24 protein-coding genes are annotated in these 17,906 nt (G+C 67.3%); 22 read left to right on the top strand and 2 right to left on the bottom strand.

Annotation, left to right across the window (positions count from 1 at the left end; all coding sequences use genetic code 11):
* Position 1: 1 nt before the first annotated feature.
* The 18 genes from rplX to rplQ all read left to right on the top strand — a co-directional run bounded on the left by rplX (position 2) and on the right by rplQ (position 10,711).
* Entirely contained in the window at positions 2 to 361 is a 360-nt protein-coding gene (gene rplX / locus JOE67_RS05155) for a 50S ribosomal protein L24 (RefSeq protein ID WP_204974444.1), read from the top strand.
* A complete protein-coding gene (gene rplE / locus JOE67_RS05150) occupies positions 361 to 951 on the top strand; it encodes a 50S ribosomal protein L5 (protein ID WP_071640263.1) in 591 nt (196 codons plus the stop codon). The genes rplX and rplE overlap by 1 nt, the downstream gene beginning before the upstream one ends.
* 161 nt (positions 952 to 1,112) lie before the next feature.
* Complete coding sequence (gene rpsH, locus JOE67_RS05145; protein ID WP_204974443.1) at positions 1,113 to 1,511, top strand: 30S ribosomal protein S8; 399 nt, start codon at positions 1,113 to 1,115, stop codon at positions 1,509 to 1,511.
* Positions 1,512 to 1,517: 6 nt separating this feature from the next.
* Positions 1,518 to 2,054, top strand: a complete 537-nt coding sequence (rplF, locus tag JOE67_RS05140) for a 50S ribosomal protein L6 (protein ID WP_204974442.1) — start codon at positions 1,518 to 1,520, stop codon at positions 2,052 to 2,054.
* Positions 2,055 to 2,056: 2 nt separating this feature from the next.
* Positions 2,057 to 2,416 (top strand): 50S ribosomal protein L18, encoded by a 360-nt coding sequence (gene rplR, locus JOE67_RS05135; protein ID WP_182254230.1) that lies wholly within the window; start codon positions 2,057 to 2,059, stop codon positions 2,414 to 2,416.
* Positions 2,413 to 3,096, top strand: a complete 684-nt coding sequence (rpsE, locus tag JOE67_RS15620) for a 30S ribosomal protein S5 (protein ID WP_182254228.1) — start codon at positions 2,413 to 2,415, stop codon at positions 3,094 to 3,096. Before rplR ends, rpsE begins: the two co-directional genes overlap by 4 nt.
* Positions 3,096 to 3,281 (top strand): 50S ribosomal protein L30, encoded by a 186-nt coding sequence (rpmD, locus tag JOE67_RS05125; protein WP_071640253.1) that lies wholly within the window; start codon positions 3,096 to 3,098, stop codon positions 3,279 to 3,281. The genes rpsE and rpmD overlap by 1 nt, the downstream gene beginning before the upstream one ends.
* The gene (gene rplO / locus JOE67_RS05120) at positions 3,281 to 3,865 is read left to right on the top strand and encodes a 50S ribosomal protein L15 (protein ID WP_204974441.1); all 585 of its coding nucleotides are present in this window, start codon (positions 3,281 to 3,283) and stop codon (positions 3,863 to 3,865) included. Before rpmD ends, rplO begins: the two co-directional genes overlap by 1 nt.
* Positions 3,866 to 3,978: 113 nt before the next feature.
* Positions 3,979 to 5,301: a preprotein translocase subunit SecY gene (gene secY, locus JOE67_RS05115; RefSeq protein WP_204974440.1), complete on the top strand. Its 1,323-nt coding sequence runs from the start codon at positions 3,979 to 3,981 to the stop codon at positions 5,299 to 5,301.
* Positions 5,298 to 5,894, top strand: coding sequence for an adenylate kinase (locus tag JOE67_RS05110; RefSeq protein ID WP_204974439.1), 597 nt, complete (start codon positions 5,298 to 5,300; stop codon positions 5,892 to 5,894). Before secY ends, JOE67_RS05110 begins: the two co-directional genes overlap by 4 nt.
* Positions 5,895 to 5,901: 7 nt before the next feature.
* Complete coding sequence (gene map / locus JOE67_RS05105; protein WP_204974438.1) at positions 5,902 to 6,750, top strand: type I methionyl aminopeptidase; 849 nt, start codon at positions 5,902 to 5,904, stop codon at positions 6,748 to 6,750.
* Positions 6,751 to 6,864: 114 nt separating this feature from the next.
* Positions 6,865 to 7,524, top strand: a complete 660-nt coding sequence (locus tag JOE67_RS05100) for a DsbA family protein (RefSeq protein ID WP_204974437.1) — start codon at positions 6,865 to 6,867, stop codon at positions 7,522 to 7,524.
* 152 nt (positions 7,525 to 7,676) lie between these two features.
* Positions 7,677 to 7,898, top strand: coding sequence for a translation initiation factor IF-1 (gene infA, locus JOE67_RS05095; RefSeq protein WP_017201569.1), 222 nt, complete (start codon positions 7,677 to 7,679; stop codon positions 7,896 to 7,898).
* Between the two features lie 65 nt (positions 7,899 to 7,963).
* Positions 7,964 to 8,080 carry a 50S ribosomal protein L36 gene (gene rpmJ / locus JOE67_RS05090; protein WP_071644008.1) on the top strand — a complete coding sequence of 39 codons (117 nt, stop codon included), beginning with the start codon at positions 7,964 to 7,966 and terminating at the stop codon, positions 8,078 to 8,080.
* A gap of 161 nt (positions 8,081 to 8,241) precedes the next feature.
* Positions 8,242 to 8,616 carry a 30S ribosomal protein S13 gene (rpsM, locus tag JOE67_RS05085; protein ID WP_099196937.1) on the top strand — a complete coding sequence of 125 codons (375 nt, stop codon included), beginning with the start codon at positions 8,242 to 8,244 and terminating at the stop codon, positions 8,614 to 8,616.
* A gap of 27 nt (positions 8,617 to 8,643) precedes the next feature.
* Entirely contained in the window at positions 8,644 to 9,042 is a 399-nt protein-coding gene (gene rpsK / locus JOE67_RS05080; protein ID WP_071644012.1) for a 30S ribosomal protein S11, read from the top strand.
* 128 nt (positions 9,043 to 9,170) lie between these two features.
* Positions 9,171 to 10,160, top strand: a complete 990-nt coding sequence (locus JOE67_RS05075) for a DNA-directed RNA polymerase subunit alpha (protein ID WP_101188505.1) — start codon at positions 9,171 to 9,173, stop codon at positions 10,158 to 10,160.
* A 35-nt stretch (positions 10,161 to 10,195) separates the two neighbouring features.
* A complete protein-coding gene (gene rplQ / locus JOE67_RS05070; RefSeq protein WP_204974436.1) occupies positions 10,196 to 10,711 on the top strand; it encodes a 50S ribosomal protein L17 in 516 nt (171 codons plus the stop codon).
* Between the two features lie 126 nt (positions 10,712 to 10,837).
* On the opposite strand, the gene JOE67_RS05065 is transcribed toward rplQ, so the two are convergent.
* Positions 10,838 to 12,415: an AMP-binding protein gene (locus JOE67_RS05065; protein ID WP_204974435.1), complete on the bottom strand. Its 1,578-nt coding sequence runs from the start codon at positions 12,413 to 12,415 to the stop codon at positions 10,838 to 10,840.
* 36 nt (positions 12,416 to 12,451) lie between these two features.
* A complete protein-coding gene (locus JOE67_RS05060) occupies positions 12,452 to 13,720 on the bottom strand; it encodes a PAS domain-containing protein (protein ID WP_338041502.1) in 1,269 nt (422 codons plus the stop codon).
* A 158-nt stretch (positions 13,721 to 13,878) separates the two neighbouring features.
* Here JOE67_RS05060 and JOE67_RS05055 point away from each other — a divergent pair, with 158 nt between their 5' ends.
* From JOE67_RS05055 to JOE67_RS05040, 4 genes are read left to right on the top strand one after another with little or no spacing between them, the layout of a single operon-like run.
* Positions 13,879 to 14,895, top strand: coding sequence for a Bug family tripartite tricarboxylate transporter substrate binding protein (locus JOE67_RS05055; RefSeq protein WP_204974434.1), 1,017 nt, complete (start codon positions 13,879 to 13,881; stop codon positions 14,893 to 14,895).
* 1 nt (position 14,896) lies between these two features.
* Positions 14,897 to 15,442: a tripartite tricarboxylate transporter TctB family protein gene (locus tag JOE67_RS05050; RefSeq protein WP_204974433.1), complete on the top strand. Its 546-nt coding sequence runs from the start codon at positions 14,897 to 14,899 to the stop codon at positions 15,440 to 15,442.
* The gene (locus tag JOE67_RS05045; RefSeq protein ID WP_204974432.1) at positions 15,442 to 16,989 is read left to right on the top strand and encodes a tripartite tricarboxylate transporter permease; all 1,548 of its coding nucleotides are present in this window, start codon (positions 15,442 to 15,444) and stop codon (positions 16,987 to 16,989) included. The genes JOE67_RS05050 and JOE67_RS05045 overlap by 1 nt, the downstream gene beginning before the upstream one ends.
* Positions 16,990 to 17,032: 43 nt before the next feature.
* Positions 17,033 to 17,839 carry a sulfite exporter TauE/SafE family protein gene (locus JOE67_RS05040; RefSeq protein WP_204976705.1) on the top strand — a complete coding sequence of 269 codons (807 nt, stop codon included), beginning with the start codon at positions 17,033 to 17,035 and terminating at the stop codon, positions 17,837 to 17,839.
* The last annotated feature ends 67 nt before the right edge of the window (positions 17,840 to 17,906 follow it).

Genomic DNA, 17,906 nt, shown 5'->3' with positions numbered 1-17,906 from the left:
CATGGCGAAAATCAAGAAGGGTGACCTGGTTCAGGTCATCAGCGGCCGCAAGCAGGACAAGGGCGGCGACCGCGGCAAGCAGGGCAAGGTCCTCGAGATCCTCGTCGAGCAGAACCGCGTCGTCGTGGAGGGCGTCAACTACGTCACCCGCCACAGCCGTGTCGGCCAGACCCAGCGCGGCACCAAGACCGGTGGCATCGAGACCGTCGAGGCCCCGATCCACATCTCCAACGTCGCTCTCGTCGACCCCTCGACCAAGAAGCCGACCCGCGTCGGCCACCGTGTCGAGGAGCAGGTCAAGGACGGCGTGAAGCGCACGGTCCGCGTGCGCTACGCGAAGAAGTCAGGTAAGGACCTCTGATGGCTACGGCAACTGCTGCTGAGACTGGCAAGACCCAGCCTCGCCTGAAGCAGAAGTACAACACCGAGATCAAGAAGGCTCTGCAGGAGCAGTTCGGCTACGCGAACGTCATGCAGATCCCCGGCCTGGTCAAGGTCGTCGTCAACACCGGTGTCGGTGAGGCGGCTCGTGACTCCAAGGTGATCGAGGGCGCGATCGACGACCTCACCAAGATCACCGGTCAGAAGCCGATCGTCACCAAGGCCCGCAAGTCCATCGCGCAGTTCAAGCTGCGCGAGGGCCAGGCCATCGGTGCGCACGTCACCCTCCGTGGCGACCGTGCGTGGGAGTTCGTCGACCGCCTCGTCAACCTGGCGCTGCCGCGCATCCGCGACTTCCGCGGTCTGTCGGCCGACCAGTTCGACGGCAACGGCAACTACACCTTCGGTCTCCAGGAGCAGAGCGTGTTCCACGAGATCGACCAGGACAAGATCGACCGCGTTCGCGGATTCGACATCACCGTGGTCACCACGGCCAAGACGGACGACGAGGGTCGCGCACTCCTGCGCGCGCTCGGCTTCCCGTTCAAGGCCGCGGACGCCCCGGCGTAAGCGGAACCTCGCACAAGCGGGGAGTGGGGAGGGATGCTGCACAGCATCCCTCCCCGCATCCCGTACAATTGAAGATTGTGCGTCCGCTCGGACGCGACTCTCATCGAAGGCCGTCTGTCGTGTAACGGCAGCCGGAACCTCATGATCGAAGGAACCCGAATATGACAATGACAGACCCGGTCGCAGACATGCTGACCCGTCTGCGCAACGCGAACTCGGCGCACCACGACTCCGTGACCATGCCGTCGAGCAAGCTCAAGACGAACATCGCCTCGATCCTCCAGCAGGAGGGCTACATCGCGGGCTTCGAGGTCACCGACGCACGCGTCGGCAGCAACCTCACCCTCTCGCTCAAGTACGGTCCGAACCGTGAGCGCTCCATCGCCGGCATCAAGCGCGTGTCGAAGCCCGGTCTCCGCGTCTACGCGAAGTCGACCGAGCTGCCCAAGGTCCTCGGTGGCCTCGGCGTTGCCATCCTGTCCACCTCCTCCGGTCTTCTCACCGACCGTCAGGCCGAGCAGAAGGGCGTGGGCGGAGAAGTTCTCGCCTACGTGTGGTGATCTGACATGTCGCGTATCGGACGACTTCCCATCGACATCCCCGCGGGCGTGACCGTTTCGGTCGACGGCCGTGAGGTCGCGGTCAAGGGCCCCAAGGGCGAGCTGTCGCTCACCCTGGCCAACCCGATCGAGGTCTCGGTCGAGGAGAACCAGGTTCTGGTCACCCGCCCGGACGACGAGCGCGAATCGCGCTCGCTGCACGGCCTGACCCGTACCCTCATCAACAACAACATCATCGGCGTCACCCAGGGCTACTCCAAGGGCCTCGAGGTCGTCGGCACCGGTTACCGCGTGCAGCAGAAGGGCAACTCGATCGAGTTCGCCCTCGGCTTCTCGCACCCGGTCCTCATCGACCCGCCCGCAGGCATCACCCTGACGGTCGAGGGCACCAACAAGGTGACCGTGAGCGGCATCGACAAGCAGGCGGTCGGCGAGGCCGCTGCCAACATCCGCAAGATCCGCAAGCCCGAGCCGTACAAGGGCAAGGGTGTGCGCTACGCCGGCGAGGTCGTGCGTCGCAAGGCCGGAAAGGCTGGTAAGTAACCATGGCTGTCAAGTCCAAGTCCGCCGCCCGCGCGCGTCGCCACGCACGTCTTCGCAAGAAGATCGTCGGCACCGACGCTCGTCCGCGTCTCGTCGTCAACCGCTCTGCGCGCCACGTGTTCGTGCAGCTCGTCGACGACGCCAAGGGCCACACTGTGGCATCCGCTTCCACGCTCGAGACCGAGCTGCGCTCCTTCGACGGTGACAAGACCGCCAAGGCCCGCAAGGTCGGCGAGCTCGTCGCTGAGCGCGCGAAGGCCGCCGGCGTTTCCGAGGCAGTGTTCGACCGTGGCGGCAACCGCTACGCCGGTCGTGTCGCAGCCATCGCCGATGGCGCCCGTGAAGGGGGGCTGGCACTGTGAGTGACATCAAGGAGAACGAAGTGACCGAAACCGCTCCTGCCGAGGCTCAGGCTGAGCCGCAGCGCGAGCAGCGCGATGGCCGCCGTGGCGGCCGCGACCGCGGCCAGAGCCGCGACCGCAACTCGCGCGACCGTGGTGACAACCAGTTCCTCGAGCGCGTCGTCACCATCAACCGCGTCTCGAAGGTCGTGAAGGGTGGTCGTCGCTTCAGCTTCACCGCTCTCGTGGTCGTCGGCGACGGCAACGGTCTGGTGGGCGTCGGCTACGGCAAGGCCCGAGAGGTCCCCCTGGCGATCTCGAAGGGTGTCGAAGAGGCCAAGCGCAACTTCTTCCGCGTCCCGCGCGTCGGCTCGACCATCCCGCACCCCGTGCAGGGTGAGGCCGCCGCAGGTGTCGTGCTGCTCCGTCCGGCCGCTGCCGGTACCGGTGTCATCGCCGGTGGTCCCGTCCGCGCCGTGCTCGAGTGCGCCGGTATCCACGACGTCCTGTCGAAGTCGCTCGGCTCGTCGAACACGATCAACATCGTGCACGCCACGGTCGAGGCCCTGCAGGGTCTCGAGGAGCCGCGCGCCGTCGCCGCTCGTCGTGGTCTCGACTACGACGCCGTCGTGCCGGAGATCATCATCCGCAACGAGGCGAAGGCCGCTGCTGCCGCCGCCGCGCAGAAGGTAGGTGCCTGATGGCTGAGCGCCTCAAGGTCACGCAGATCAAGTCCAAGGTGAGCGAGAAGCAGAACCAGCGCGACACGCTGCGTTCGCTCGGTCTCAAGCGGATCGGCGACTCTGTCGTTCGTCCCGACGACGCTCAGACCCGCGGCTACGTCCGCGCCGTCGCGCACCTCGTCAAGGTTGAGGAGATCGACTAATGGCTGAGAAGAACGAAGCCGTCGAGGCCGAGAAGGCCCCGAAGAAGACCGCTGCCAAGAAGCCGGCTGCCGCCAAGGCCGCTCCGGCCAAGGCCGCCGAGAAGAAGGCTCCGGCCAAGAAGGACGCTGAGGCTCCGGCCGCTCGTCCCGCCGTCCTGAAGGTTCACCACCTGCGTCCCGTCCCGGGTGCTCACACCGCCAAGACCCGCGTGGGTCGCGGTGAGGGCTCGAAGGGCAAGACCGCCGGTCGTGGAACCAAGGGCACCAAGGCGCGCAACACCGTGCGCGCCGGCTTCGAGGGTGGGCAGATGCCGCTGCACATGCGCACCCCGAAGCTGCGCGGGTTCAAGAACCCGTTCCGCGTCGAGTACCAGGTCGTGAACCTGGCCAAGCTCGCGGAGCTCTACCCCAAGGGTGGAGACGTCACCGTCAGCGACCTGGTCGCCAAGGGTGCCGTGCGCAAGAACGAGAAGGTCAAGGTCCTCGGCGACGGCGACATCTCGGTCAAGCTGACCGTGTCGGTCGACAAGGTCTCGGGCAGCGCCGAGCAGAAGATCGTCGCCGCCGGCGGTTCGGTCAACTGAGCCAGCCGCTGTGAACGCTGGGAGGGGTCGGAGATTCTCCGGCCCCTCCTGTGCGTTACCCTGGACTTTCGGCCGTCCTTCGACGTTCGGCAATCCCTTCAGGAGGAACGCCCTTGTTTAGCGCCATCGCGCGAATCTTCCGCACGCCTGACCTGCGGCAGAAGATCCTTTTCACCATCGGCATCATCGCTCTGTACCGTCTGGGTTCGAATGTGCCGGCTCCGTTCGTGAACTTCCCGAACGTCGAGCAGTGCCTCGCTGCCAACGCCGGCACCGACGGTCTGCTCGGCCTGGTCAACCTCTTCTCCGGCGGCGCGCTGCTGCAGCTGTCGATCTTCGCCCTCGGCGTCATGCCGTACATCACGGCGACGATCATCACGCAGCTCCTGCGCGTTGTGATCCCGCACTTCGAGACCCTCCACCAGGAGGGCCAGGCTGGTCAGAGCAAGCTCACCCAGTACACGCGCTACCTCACCATCGCACTCGCACTGCTGCAGTCCGCGACCGTGGTGACCGTCGCGCGCAGCGGCCAGCTGTTCGGCCAGACCGACGTCGCGGCCTGCAACACCCTTCTGACCAACGACGTGTGGTGGGCACAGGCGCTCATCATCATCGCGATGACCGCAGGAACCGGCCTCATCATGTGGATGGCCGAGCTCGTGACCGAGCGCGGCATCGGCAACGGCATGTCGCTGCTGATCTTCACCTCGATCGCCGCCACCTTCCCCGGTTCGATGTGGGCCATCTGGGAGGCGAAGGGCTTCGAGACCTTCCTGCTGGTGATGCTCATCGGCATCGTCGTCATGACGCTCATCGTCTACGTCGAGCAGTCGCAACGACGTGTGCCCGTGCAGTACGCCAAGCGCATGGTGGGCCGCCGCACCTACGGCGGCACCAACACGTACATCCCGATCAAGGTCAACATGGCGGGTGTGATCCCGATCATCTTCGCCTCGTCGCTGCTGTACGTGCCGATGCTGATCGCGCAGTTCAACACGCCCACCGACGGCAGCGAGCCGCCGGCATGGGTGGCATGGATCCTCGCGAACATGGCCACAGGCGACCAGCCGCTGTACATGCTGGTCTACTTCCTGCTCATCATCGGGTTCACCTACTTCTACGTCGCGATCACGTTCAACCCGGTCGAGGTCGCCGACAACATGAAGAAGTACGGCGGATTCGTGCCCGGCATCCGCGCCGGCCGTCCCACCGCCGAGTACCTCGACTACGTGATCACCCGCATCACGTTCCCCGGCTCGCTGTACCTCGGTCTCGTCGCGCTCATCCCGCTGGTCGCGCTGGCGACGGTGCAGGCCAACCAGAACTTCCCGTTCGGCGGCGCCTCGATCCTGATCATCGTGGGTGTCGGTCTCGAGACGGTGAAGCAGATCGACGCGCAGCTGCAGCAGCGCCACTACGAAGGGCTCCTCCGATGACCGCTTCCGCTCGTCTTCTGATCGTCGGCCCGCAGGGCTCAGGCAAGGGCACCCAGGGCATCCGCATCGCCGAGGCGCTGCAGATCCCCGTGGTCTCCACCGGCGACATGTTCCGCGCGAACATCAAAGAGGGCACCGAGCTGGGGCAGAAGGTCACCGCGATCCTCGATGCCGGCGACCTGGTGCCCGATGAGCTGACCAGCGAGATCGTGCGCGACCGTCTGTCGCAGGACGACGCCCAGGGCGGCTTCCTGCTCGACGGCTACCCTCGCAACACCACCCAGGTGCACCACCTCGACGCGTTCCTCACCGAGCACGGCGCCGCGCTCGACGCCGTGATCCTGCTCGACGTGCCGCGTGAGGAGAGCATCGCCCGCCTCAGCCTGCGTGCGGTCGAGCAGGGACGCTCCGATGACACCGACGAGGCCATCGCGCATCGTCTCGACATCTACGAGCACGAGACCGCTCCGATCATCTCGGTGTACGAGGAGCGCGGCATCGTCGACCGCATCGACGGCGTCGGCTCGCTCGACGAGATCACCGAGCGCATCTCGGGCGCCCTCGCGGCGCGCGGCATCGGTCAGCTGGTCTGATCCGTCGATGTTCCGCAAGTCGATCTACAAGAGCCCGGCCCAGCTCCGCTCGATGCTCGAGCCGGGGCTGATCACGGCCGCGGCCCTCGACGCCGTGCGGCCGCTGGTGCGCGCCGGCGTGACGACGGCGGAACTGGATGCCGTGGCCGAGCGCACGATCGTCGACCGGGGCGCCGAGTCGAACTTCCAGCTCGTGCGCGGCTACCGGCACACGACCTGCATCTCGGTGAACGAGCAGGTCGTGCACGGCATCCCGGGTGATCGGGTTCTCGAGCCGGGCGACATCGTCTCGATCGACTGCGGCGCCCAGTTCAAGGGATGGAACGGCGACAGCGCCGTGACCTTCGTGGTGCCCGACCCGTCCAGGCCCGAGCTCGTGGCGCGCCGAGAGGAGCTCTCGCGTGTCACCGAGGGCTCGATGTGGGCAGGCATCGCGGCGATGGCATCCGCCTCGCACATCGGCGATCTCGGGACGGCGATCCAGGAGTACATCGAGGCGCAGGGTCCGTCGGAGGTCTCTGGCGAGCCCTACGGCATCCTGCGGGAGTACGTGGGCCACGGCATCGGACGCAAGATGCACGAGGCACCCAGCGTGTTCAACTACCGCACGCCCGACGCCGGAGCTGAGATCCGTCCGGGTCTGGTGCTGGCGATCGAGCCGATGGTCACCGCCGGGGGAGAGGCGACGTTCGTCGAGGACGACGACTGGACCGTCTCGACCATCGACGGCAGCGACGGCTCGCACTGGGAGCACAGCGTCGCCCGCCACGAGGGCGGCATCTGGGTTCTGACCGCGGCCGACGGCGGCGCCGCCGGTCTGGCGCCGTTCGGCATCACCCCCGTCCCGTTCGCCTGACGCCTCTGTCGCGAGGGTGCGTCTCTCGCTGTGCGGCCGGACGGCTCACATGGCAGGCATAGCGTGCGCGGGGCAGAATGGTTCCGACAATTTAGTGCTGAAGATCGGACTGTCATGGCCCACGCCCAGAGCAAGCCCAACTGGTTTGCCATCGGAATCTCCATCGCCGTCGTCGTCGTGCTCGTCGCGCTCGGCGCGGTCGTCGTCTGGCTGAACAATCAGGCCACCGACGCGGGCCCGGCGCCGAAGGGCGACATCGTCAACTCCGAGACCGGCGCGATCTCCTTCGGCGATGGCGAAGACGTGGTCTCCACCTACGTCGACTTCATGTGCCCGGCGTGCAACGCGTTCGAGCAGGCGTACGGCCAGCAGCTGCAGGATGCAGCGGCAGCCGATGACATCACGCTCGAGATCCACCCGATCGCGATCCTCGACCACCTCTCGCAGGGCACCAACTACTCGTCCCGCGCCGCTGCGGCCATGTACTGCGTCGCCGAGAAGGACTCCGACAAGGCGCTCGAGTTCCTCAACACGCTGTTCGCGAACCAGCCCGCAGAAGGGTCGACGGGCCTGACGGACGACCAGCTGAAGCAGATCGCCGAGCAGGTGGGCGCAGACAAGGCCGCGAGCTGCATCGACGAGGGCACCTACCTCAAGTACGGCGCCGCACAGGCCAAGGCCCACGAGATCTCGGGCACCCCCACCGTCGAGATCAACGGCAAGCGTCTCGACATCAAGGACATCAACACCGAGCTCCCCAAGGTGCTGCCCTGATCGAGGCCGGCAGCATTTGCCGCAGGGGCACCGAGGGTCTATCATAGATCTTTGGTGCCTTGCGCCTTGTTCTGGCGTGTCCGAACGGGCGGCATCACACTCATCACCCATCCACCGCAGATCGACCGGTCTGCAGAAGCGTCAGCGAGGCTATGGCTAAGAAAGACGGTGTCATCGAGATCGAGGGCGTGATCTCCGAGGCTCTTCCCAACGCGATGTTCCGCGTTGAGCTCAGCAACGGACACAAGGTTCTTGCAACGATCTCCGGAAAGATGCGGCAGAACTACATCCGCATCATCCCTGAGGACCGCGTGGTCGTGGAGCTCTCGCCCTACGACCTGACTCGCGGGCGCATCGTCTACCGCTACCGCTGATCGGTCGAGAAGTAACACCTCAGGCGATTCCGCCTGCCCGGTGAAGACAGCGAACAGGAAACATCATGAAGGTCAACCCCAGCGTCAAGCCCATCTGCGACCACTGCCGCGTGATCCGTCGTCACGGTCGCGTCATGGTGATCTGCAAGTCGAACCCGCGTCACAAGCAGCGCCAGGGCTGAGCAGGGGTCGGGCCGTCTGCTCCGGCATCCGGCCCGGCATCTGAACAACTCAATATCGAAAACAAGGCAGCATCGGAACCCGCGCGAGCGGGGGACACCTCGGGGCGGAGGCCCGGGACCGGATGCTGCTCCACACCTCCACAACACTCCAGGAGAACCGCATGGCACGTCTTGCCGGCGTTGACATCCCGCGCGACAAGCGCGTGGTGATCGCCCTCACCTACATCTACGGCATCGGCCGTACCCGCTCCGTCGAGATCCTCAAGGCGACCGAGATCGACGAGTCGATCCGCGTCAAGGACCTCACCGACGAGCAGCTCGTCGCACTGCGCGACCACATCGAAGGCAACTACAAGGTGGAGGGTGACCTGCGCCGCGAGGTCGCCGCCGACATCCGCCGCAAGGTCGAGATCGGCTCCTACGAGGGTCTTCGTCACCGTCGTGGCCTTCCGGTCCGCGGTCAGCGCACCAAGACCAACGCTCGTACCCGCAAGGGACCGAAGCGCACGGTCGCCGGTAAGAAGAAGGCCCGCTAAGCGGCCAGGGAATAGGAGAACACTTTCATGGCTGCACCCAAGGCCGCCGCGCGCAAGCCGCGCCGCAAGGAAAAGAAGAACATCGCGCTGGGCCAGGCCCACATCAAGTCGACGTTCAACAACACCATCGTCTCGATCACCGACCCGTCCGGCGCTGTCATCAGCTGGGCATCGTCGGGTGGCGTGGGCTTCAAGGGCTCGCGCAAGTCGACGCCCTACGCCGCAGGCATGGCAGCGGAGTCCGCTGCTCGCCAGGCTGCCGAGCACGGCGTCAAGAAGGTCGACGTCTTCGTGAAGGGTCCGGGTTCGGGCCGCGAGACCGCGATCCGCTCGCTGCAGGCCGCCGGCCTCGAGGTGGGGTCCATTCAGGACGTCACGCCTCAGGCGCACAACGGCTGCCGCCCGCCGAAGCGCCGCCGCGTCTGATCTCGCAGTCTGCCCTTCCTGAGCCCTCGCGGGCGCGGGAAGGGCAGACCCGCCCCCAGATTTTCCACAACTTCAGACCTCACCCCACACATGTCATATAGCGGGCATGTGATCGAAAGGAACACATAGTGCTCATCGCACAGCGTCCCACTCTCACCGAGGAGAAGATCTCCGAGAACCGCAGCCGGTTCGTCATCGAGCCGCTGGAGCCCGGATTCGGATACACGATCGGCAACGCGCTGCGTCGCAGCCTGCTGTCGTCGATCCCCGGCGCATCGGTCACCACCATTCGCATCGACGGCGTGCTGCACGAGTTCAGCACGATCCCCGGTGTGAAGGAGGACGTCACCGAGATCATCCTCAACATCAAGCAGCTGGTCGTCTCCAGCGAGCGCGACGAGCCCATCACCGCGTACCTGCGCAAGACGGGCTCCGGCGAGGTCACCGCAGCCGACATCTCCGCTCCGGCGGGTGTCGAGGTGCACAACCCCGACCTGGTCATCGCGACGCTCAACGACACCGCTCGCTTCGAGCTCGAGCTGACCATCGAGCGCGGCCGCGGCTACGTCTCGGCAGCTCAGAACCGCAACGAGTACGCAGAGGCCGGCCAGATCCCGGTCGACTCGATCTACTCGCCGGTGCTCAAGGTCAGCTACCGCGTCGACGCCACCCGTGCCGGTGAGCGCACCGACTTCGACAAGCTCGTGCTGGACGTCGAGACCAAGTCGTCGATCCTCCCGCGCGACGCGGTCGCATCCGCAGCCAAGACCCTCACCGAGCTGTTCGGCCTCGCCCGCGAGCTGAACGTCGAGGCTGAGGGCATCGAGATCGGCCCCGCGCCGGTCGAGGCTGTGCTCTCCAGCGAGCTCTCCATGCCGATCGAGGACCTCGATCTGTCGGTGCGCTCGTACAACTGCCTCAAGCGCGAGGGCATCAACACCGTCTCGGAGCTGGTGGCCCTTTCTGAGACGCAGCTGATGAACATCCGCAATTTCGGACAGAAGTCGGTCGACGAGGTGCGCGACAAGCTCGTCTCGCTCGGTCTGTCGCTGAAGGATTCGGTGCCCGGTTTCGACGGCGCCCACTTCTACAGCGCAGGCGAAGACGAATCCTTCTGAAACCCGACCTCTTTCTGACCAGGAGTTAGACGATTATGCCCAAGCCCACCAAGGGTCCCCGCCTCGGAGGCGGCCCCGCACACGAGCGCCTGCTGCTTGCCAACCTCGCTGCACAGCTCTTCACCCACAAGTCGATCAAGACGACCGAGACCAAGGCGAAGCGCCTGCGTCCGCTCGCCGAGCGCCTGATCACGCTCGGCAAGCGCGGCGACCTGCACGCGCGTCGCCGTGCTCTGACCGTGCTGCGCTCGAACAAGGACGCCGCTCACGCGCTGTTCAACGACATCGCGCCGCTGGTCGCTGACCGTGAGGGTGGCTACACCCGCATCGTCAAGGTCGGCAACCGCAAGGGTGACAACGCGCCCATGGCCGTGATCGAGCTCGTTCTCGAGCCCGTCACCCCGAAGAAGAAGGCTGCGAAGCCGGCTGCCAAGGCTGAGGCGCCCAAGGCCGAGAAGACCGAGGAGGCTCCCGTCGAGGAGACCACCGAGGCTCCGGTCGAGGCCGCTGAGGAGACCACCGAGGCTCCCGCCGAGGAGAAGGCCGAGTAAGACCTTCCCCGCGTCGAAGAAGCCCGTCACCGTTCGCCGGTGGCGGGCTTCTTCGTGTCCGCTCGGCCACTGTCTTCGGCTCGATCGGCGACCGGTCCCGCTCGCGGGCGGGGGATCGCGCGCGGGTCAGACGCGGGCGCGCAGGTCTTTGCGCAGGATCTTCCCCGACGCCGACTTCGGGATGCCGTCGATGAACTCGACCTGTCGCACCTTCTCGTGAGGTGCGACCTTCGACGCCACGAACTCCATGACCTGTTCCGCCGAGAGCTCTGCACCGCCCTGACGCACGACATATGCTCTGGGCACCTCCTGGCCGTCTTCGTCGCTCGCGCCGATCACTGCGGCGTCCGCGATCAGGGGATGCTCGAGCAGCACCGCTTCGAGCACGGCGGGTGCGACCTGGTAGCCCTTGTACTTGATGAGCTCCTTCAGACGATCGACGATGCGGAAGATGCCGTCGGACGACGCGGTGGCGATGTCGCCCGTATGCAGCCAGCCGTCGTCGTCCAGGATGTCTGCGGTGGCCTCGGGCCTGTTCAGGTACCCGACCATGACCTGCGGTCCTCGCACCCAGAGCTCGCCGGGCGCGCTCACGCCGTCTGCGGGCACCTCGACGTCGGAGCCGGTCTCGGGGTCGACGAGCCGCGCTTCGGTGTTGGGCACCAGCGGGCCGATCGACGCCTTGTCGATCTCGGGATGGCCCGCGGGGATCAGATTGACCGCGGGGCTCGTCTCGGTCATGCCGTAGCCCTGCACGACCTCGCAGTCGAGGCGCGTTGCCACGGCTGCGGCGAGTGCGCCGTCGAGGGGCGCGGCGCCCGAGAAGATCACCTTCACGGCAGACAGGTCGTAGTCGTCGACGACGGGATGCTTGGCCAGCGCGACCGCGATCGGCGGGGCGACGAACACCCACGTGGTGCGGTGCTCGGCGATGATGCGCAGGAACTCGACCAGGTCGAACTTCGGCATGGTGACGAGCCCGGCGCGCTGGCGGAGCGCGAAGTTGAGCAGCACGGTCATGCCGTAGATGTGGAAGAAGGGCAGCACGGCCAGCACACGGTCGGTGTGATCCACGTCGAGCACGGGGCGGCACTGGGCGACGTTCGCGATGAGGTTGCGGTGGGTGAGCATCACGCCCTTCGGGCGACCGGTGGTACCCGACGAGTAGGGCAGCACGGCCAGGTGCGTGCGGGGGTCGAACGTCACCTCGGGGGCAGCGTGCCCCTCGCTGAGCAGGTCACGCAGGCTGGGGTGCCCGTCGGCGCCGTCGAGGACGATGACGTGGTCGTCGGCGATGCCGCGGCGCTCGGCGGCCGCCTTCGCGCCTGCGAGAAGGGGCGACACCGTGACCAGCCACGCCGCGCCCGCGTCTTCGAGCTGGTCGGCGATCTCGCCGGCGGTGTAGAGCGAGTTGATGGTCGTGGCGGTGGCTCCTGCCCGAAGGATCCCGTGGAACACCGTCGCGAAGGCCGGGACGTTCGGGCAGAGCACGCCGATGCGGTCGCCGATGCCGATTCCGCGGGCGGCGAGGGCACCGGCGAAGAGGCCGATCTGCGCCACGAGCTGCCGATAGGTGGTCTCTGCGCCGGTCATGCCGTCGACGATGGCGACCGAGTCGAGCGTGCTCTCATCGAGGTCGGAGAACAGGTAGTCGTAGATCGAGACGTCAGGGATCTCGACGTCGGGAAGCGGGCTGCGAAGCATGTGATCTCCTTCGATCAAGCGGGCGGCTTCTGAGAGTCAGTCTCGCATGCCCTGAGACACGGTCTCAATAGTTCGGTAGCGGGTGCCAGGGCGTCCCTTGGTCGAGTAGTCGAGAGAGCGCGCCGCCCGCCCCGTGGACGCGAGATGCTCGAGGTATCGTCTGGCGCTCACCCTCGACATGCCCAGCACCTCGGCCAGCTCGGCCGCGGACGAATCCGGATGCTGCGCCAGCGCTGTCGCTGTGCGGTCGAGCGTCTCGGCGCTGAGCCCCTTGGGCAGACCCGCACGCCGACGGAAGGCGATGATCGCGTCTGCAGCCTCGACCCGTCGGACGACATCATGCAGCTCGGTGTGGTCGCGCAGCAGCAGGGTGGCATCCACCGGTTCGCCGTCCACCCGCGATCCGGTGCCGCGCGCGACCAGCACGTGGCTGCCGACGATCACCGGACGCCCGGCGTCCTCGCCGTCGCGCAGCACGGCGAGCAGCTCCTCATCCAGCACGTCGGCCGCCGCAGCGCCGGTGAGCTCCCCGGCATCCGCGCCGAGCAGGCGAGCCGCGGCGTCGTTCGCGAGGGTGATGGTCCCCTCGGCGTCGACCGTGATCACGCCCTCGCTGAGGCCGTGCAGAGTGGTCTCCTGGTTGCGCACGAGGGCGGCGATCTCGTGGGGCTCGAGCAGCTGGATGCGGCGGCGGATCACCGCGGTGACCCAGGCCGAGCCGAAGATGCCCAGCACGACTGCAGCGAGCATGGCGCCGATGATCCACGCGAGGTTGCCCACGAACTCGCCCGTGCCCTGCGACTCGAGGATTCCGACCGACACCGTGCCGATGACGTCTGAGCCGTCGAAGACGGGAACCTTCACGCGCCACGACGGGCCCAGCGTGCCCGTCTGCGTGCCCATGTAGATCTCGCCGGAGAGCGGCACGGCGGCGGAGGTCGAGACCTTCTTCCCGATCAGGTCGGGGTTGGGGTGCGAGAAGCGGATGCCGTCGGCGTCGGCGATCACGACGTACGTCAGGTCGGATGCCCGGCGGATGGTCTCGGCGAGGGGCTGCATCGTCGCCGAGGGATCGGCATCGTCGAACGCGTCGAGCACCGCGGGCATGGAGGCGATGGACTGCGCCACGGCGAGCATGCGGTCTTCGTACGCGTCGCGCACCGTGTGCGCCTGGATGACCCCGGCGGTGACTCCGGCGATCAGGGTGACGACGGCGACGATCAGCGCCTGCAGCAGGATCAGCTGCACCCGCAGCGACATACCGCCGTGCGTCATCTGCGACGCGCGCATCATCTTCGAGGCCACACAGCCATTCTCCCCGCGCACGCGAGGAGCGGAACAGGCCGACGCCGGGCATCCGAGACCAATACTTTCGAAAGCCCGACCAATGATTTCAGAAGCAGATCCGGCGCCTTCCGGGTGCATACGGTTTCCAGCATCCCTACACGCTCAAGGAGGAGCGCATGAAGAAGTCACGCACCGCTCTCGTCGCCGTCGCGGCGATGGCCGCACTCGCACTCGCCGGTTGCTCGTCGCAGAACGCATCCCCGGCCCCCGGCGCCGACGGCAAGGGCGAGGCCTCGTCGTTCGACGACGTCTCGCTCATCGTTCCCGCAGACCCCGGTGGCGGTTGGGACCAGACCGGCCGATCGATGTCGAAGGTGCTCACCGACGACAAGATCACCGGCGCCGCAGCCGTCACCAACGTCGGCGGCGCAGGCGGAACGGTCGGCCTCGCCCAGCTCGCCAACGAGAAGGACCCGGCGACGCTGATGGTCATGGGGCTGGTGATGGTCGGCGCGATCGAGACGAACGCCTCGGCCGTGCGCCTCGAGGACACCACCCCGATCGCGCGCCTGACCGATGAGCCGCTCGTCGTCGTCGTACCCGAGAAGTCGAAGTACGACACCCTCGAGGACCTGGTCGAGGACATCGTCGACAAGGGCCAGGAGGTCACCGTCACCGGTGGATCGGCCGGTGGCGCCGACCACATTCTCGCAGGCCTCCTGCTCGAGGAGGCGGGCGTGGACGGCGCCGACATCCCGTCGAAGCTGAACTACACCCCGAACTCCGGCGGCGGCGAGGCGGTCTCGCTGCTCGTCGGCAACAAGGTCGCCGCCGGCATCTCGGGCGTCGGCGAGTTCCTGCAGTACATCGAGGACGGTTCGATGCGCGCGCTCGCCGTGTCGTCGGCCGAGCCGGTCGAGTCGCTCGCCGACGTCCCCACGATCACCGACGCCGGCTACGACGTCGTGCTGACGAACTGGCGTGGCGTCGTCGCACCCGGTGGCATCTCCGACGCCGACCGCGCCGAGCTCGAGCGCATCGTCACCGAGATGCACGACTCCGACGCGTGGGCGGCGGAGCTCGAGACCAAGGGGTGGACGGATGCCTTCCTCGCGGGCGACGAGTTCGACGCCTTCCTCGAGGAGAACATCTCCGACGTCACCGGAACTCTGAAGAACATCGGGCTGATCTGACATGGACGCCCCGATCCTCGGGGCGAGCGGGCGGGCCGAGGCGACTCGGCCCGCCCCACGGGTTCCCCTCGGTGAACTCGTCTTCGCCCTGCTCATGCTCGCTCTCGGCGTCTTCGCCCTCGTCGGAGCCTTCTCGATCCACGTCCCCGTCGGCGTGAAGGTCGGTCCGACCATCTTCCCGATCTTCGTCTCGATCGTGCTGCTCGGCTCCGCCGCCGCCGTGCTCGTCTCGGTGCTGCGCGGCGACCGCGCAGAGGTCGAGGAGGGTGAGGACATCGATCCCGACGCCAAGACCGACTGGCTCACCCTCGCCAAGATCGTCGGCGCCGTGGTCGCCCACCTCCTGCTCATCGACGTCATCGGCTGGGCTCCGGCGGCGGCCGTGCTGTTCGGCGTCGTCGCGTGGTCGCTGGGCGCGAAGCGCTGGTGGCTCGCCTTCGTCATCGGCCTCGTGCTCGGCCTCGTCGTGCAGGTCGTGTTCGGAGGCCTGATGGGGCTCTCGCTGCCGTGGGGGCCGGCGCTCGGCTGGCTGGGAGGGATGTTCTGATGGACAGCTGGACCCTGCTTCTCGAGGGCTTCGCGACCGCTCTGCAGCCGCAGTACCTCATCTTCGCGTTCTTCGGCGTGCTGATCGGCACGGCCGTCGGCGTGCTGCCCGGCATCGGGCCCGCCATGACGGTTGCCCTGCTGCTGCCGCTGACCTACACGCTCGACCCGACCGCGGCGCTCATCACCTTCGCCGGCATCTACTACGGCGGGATGTACGGGGGATCGACCACCAGCATCCTGCTGAACACACCCGGCGAATCGGCCTCGATCGTGACCGCGATCGAGGGCAACAAGATGGCCAAGCTCGGCCGCGGGGCCGCCGCGCTCGCGACGGCGGCGATCGGCTCGTTCATCGCCGGCACCATCGCGACGGTGGGTCTCACCCTGCTCGCACCGGTGCTCGCGCAGTTCGCGGTGAACCTCGGGCCGGCCGACTACGTCGCCCTGATCGTGATCGCGTTCGTCACCGTCGGCGCGCTGATCGGCAGCTCGGTTCCTCGTGGCATGACCTCGCTCGGCGTCGGGCTCTTCCTCGGCCTCGTCGGCACCGACACCCTCACGGCCCAGCAGCGCTACACGCTGGGCCTGCTGCCCCTCTCGGACGGCATCGACATCGTGCTCGTCGCGGTCGGGCTGTTCGCGGTCGGCGAGACGCTCTACATCGCCGCGCGGCTGCGGCACGGAGGCATCGACGTGATCCCCGTGACGGGCGGATGGCGCAGCTGGATGACGAAGGACGACTGGAAGCGCTCGTGGAAGCCCTGGCTGCGCGGCACCGCGATCGGCTTCCCGATCGGCACGATCCCCGCCGGCGGCGCGGACGTCGCGACCTTCCTCTCGTACGCGACGGAGCGCAAGCTGTCGAAGCACAAGAAGGAGTTCGGCCGCGGAGCGATCGAGGGAGTCGCCGGCCCCGAGTCGGCGAACAACGCGGCTGCGGCCGGTGTGCTCGTGCCGCTGCTGACACTCGGGCTGCCCACGACGGCGACGGCGGCGATCATCCTCGTCGCGTTCCAGGCCTATGGCCTGCAGCCAGGTCCGCAGCTCTTCCAGAACCAGCCGGCGCTGGTGTGGGCCCTGGTCGCGAGCCTCTACCTCGGCAACGTCATCCTCATCGTGCTCAACCTGCCGCTGGTCGGTATGTGGGTCAAGCTGCTGCAGATCCCCCGGCCGTACCTGTACGCCGGGATCCTGCTGTTCGCCGCATTCGGCGCCTATGCGCTGAACTTCGCGGTCGTCGACATCCTGATCCTCGTGATCATCGGCGTGCTCGGCTACTTCATGCGGCGCTTCGGCTACCCGGTGGCACCGCTGGTCGTGGGCATGATCCTCGGCCCGATGGGCGAGGAGTACCTGCGAAAGGCGCTGCAGCTGAGCCAGGGAGACCTGTCGACACTTGTCACGCAGCCGTTCGCGGCGGCCGCGTACATCGTGCTGGCACTGCTCGTCGCCGGCGGCCTGTGGCTGCGCCGCAGGCAGACGCGGTACGAGCAGCAGCTCACCGAGTCGATCGCCGTGCCCATCAAAGCCGATCAGGAGGTCTGACCGCTCAGGGCACGGTGAGGGTCGCGAGGCCCCCGGCGATAGTCTGAACTGCGTGAACGCAGAGCACCAGGCCATCTCCCGGGGGCCTCGCGCCTACCTGTCCTTCGTCGTCATCGGCCTCATCGCCGGACTGCTGTCAGGGCTCTTCGGCGTCGGCGGTGGCACGGTCATCGTGCCGCTGCTGGTGCTGCTGCTCAGCTTCGACCAGCGCCTCTCTGCAGGCACCTCGCTGGCCGCGATCGTGCCGACCGCGAGTGTCGGGGTCATCTCGTACGCCCTGTCGGGCGCGGTGGCCTGGATCCCGGCGCTGATCCTGGCCGCGGGGGCCGTCGTCGGCGCTCAGATCGGCTCGCGTCTGCTGCCGCGGGTCTCGCAGACAGCCCTGCGCTGGGGGTTCGTCGCCTTCCTCGTCGTGGTCATCGTGAGCCTGTTCCTCGTGATCCCCTCGCGCGCCGCGGAGTTCGAGCTCGGCTGGCTCAACGGCATCGCCCTGGTGGGAGTCGGGGTCGTCACCGGCATCATCGCGGGGCTCATCGGAGTCGGCGGGGGAGTGGTCGTCGTCCCTGTGCTCATGCTCGGATTCGGCACCAGCGACCTCGTCGCCAAGGGCACATCCCTGCTGATGATGATCCCCACGGCGGTCTCGGGAACGATCGGCAACCTGCGCCATCACAACGTCGACCTGGTCGCCGCGGGTGTGATCGGCGTCTCCGCCTGCACCACGACCGCGCTCGGCGCGTGGCTGGCGACGCTGATCGATCCGCTCACCGGCAACATCCTCTTCGCCCTGTACCTCGTCTTCATCGCCGTCCAGATGGCGTTGAAGGCGTGGCGCGCGCGCCGTCGCTGAGCCCGCGCACCCACGAGAAGCGCCCCTCGGAGGATCTCCGAGGGGCGCTTCGTGTGGGCCTGACCGG

The organism is Microbacterium esteraromaticum, from assembly GCF_016907315.1.
In the GTDB taxonomy this organism is placed as follows: Bacteria; Actinomycetota; Actinomycetes; order Actinomycetales; family Microbacteriaceae; genus Microbacterium; species Microbacterium esteraromaticum.
This window is presented reverse-complemented; position numbering and strand designations above follow the sequence as displayed.

Bases quoted from the DNA above. Each gene is read 5' to 3' on its own strand.
- JOE67_RS05055 (WP_204974434.1), top strand. From the start codon at position 13,879: ATGAAGAAGTCACGCACCGCTCTCGTCGCCGTCGCGGCGATGGCCGCA.
- rplR (WP_182254230.1), top strand. From the start codon at position 2,057: ATGGCTGTCAAGTCCAAGTCCGCCGCCCGCGCGCGTCGCCACGCACGT.
- JOE67_RS05100 (WP_204974437.1), top strand. From the start codon at position 6,865: ATGGCCCACGCCCAGAGCAAGCCCAACTGGTTTGCCATCGGAATCTCC.
- rpsH (WP_204974443.1), top strand. From the start codon at position 1,113: ATGACAATGACAGACCCGGTCGCAGACATGCTGACCCGTCTGCGCAAC.
- JOE67_RS05045 (WP_204974432.1), top strand. From the start codon at position 15,442: ATGGACAGCTGGACCCTGCTTCTCGAGGGCTTCGCGACCGCTCTGCAG.
- rpmD (WP_071640253.1), top strand. From the start codon at position 3,096: ATGGCTGAGCGCCTCAAGGTCACGCAGATCAAGTCCAAGGTGAGCGAG.
- JOE67_RS05065 (WP_204974435.1), bottom strand. From the start codon at position 12,415: ATGCTTCGCAGCCCGCTTCCCGACGTCGAGATCCCTGACGTCTCGATC.
- rpmJ (WP_071644008.1), top strand. From the start codon at position 7,964: ATGAAGGTCAACCCCAGCGTCAAGCCCATCTGCGACCACTGCCGCGTG.
- map (WP_204974438.1), top strand. From the start codon at position 5,902: ATGTTCCGCAAGTCGATCTACAAGAGCCCGGCCCAGCTCCGCTCGATG.
- JOE67_RS05050 (WP_204974433.1), top strand. From the start codon at position 14,897: ATGGACGCCCCGATCCTCGGGGCGAGCGGGCGGGCCGAGGCGACTCGG.
- rpsM (WP_099196937.1), top strand. From the start codon at position 8,242: ATGGCACGTCTTGCCGGCGTTGACATCCCGCGCGACAAGCGCGTGGTG.
- infA (WP_017201569.1), top strand. From the start codon at position 7,677: ATGGCTAAGAAAGACGGTGTCATCGAGATCGAGGGCGTGATCTCCGAG.
- rplF (WP_204974442.1), top strand. From the start codon at position 1,518: ATGTCGCGTATCGGACGACTTCCCATCGACATCCCCGCGGGCGTGACC.
- rplO (WP_204974441.1), top strand. From the start codon at position 3,281: ATGGCTGAGAAGAACGAAGCCGTCGAGGCCGAGAAGGCCCCGAAGAAG.
- rplE (WP_071640263.1), top strand. From the start codon at position 361: ATGGCTACGGCAACTGCTGCTGAGACTGGCAAGACCCAGCCTCGCCTG.
- JOE67_RS05110 (WP_204974439.1), top strand. From the start codon at position 5,298: ATGACCGCTTCCGCTCGTCTTCTGATCGTCGGCCCGCAGGGCTCAGGC.
- rplX (WP_204974444.1), top strand. From the start codon at position 2: ATGGCGAAAATCAAGAAGGGTGACCTGGTTCAGGTCATCAGCGGCCGC.
- rplQ (WP_204974436.1), top strand. From the start codon at position 10,196: ATGCCCAAGCCCACCAAGGGTCCCCGCCTCGGAGGCGGCCCCGCACAC.
- rpsK (WP_071644012.1), top strand. From the start codon at position 8,644: ATGGCTGCACCCAAGGCCGCCGCGCGCAAGCCGCGCCGCAAGGAAAAG.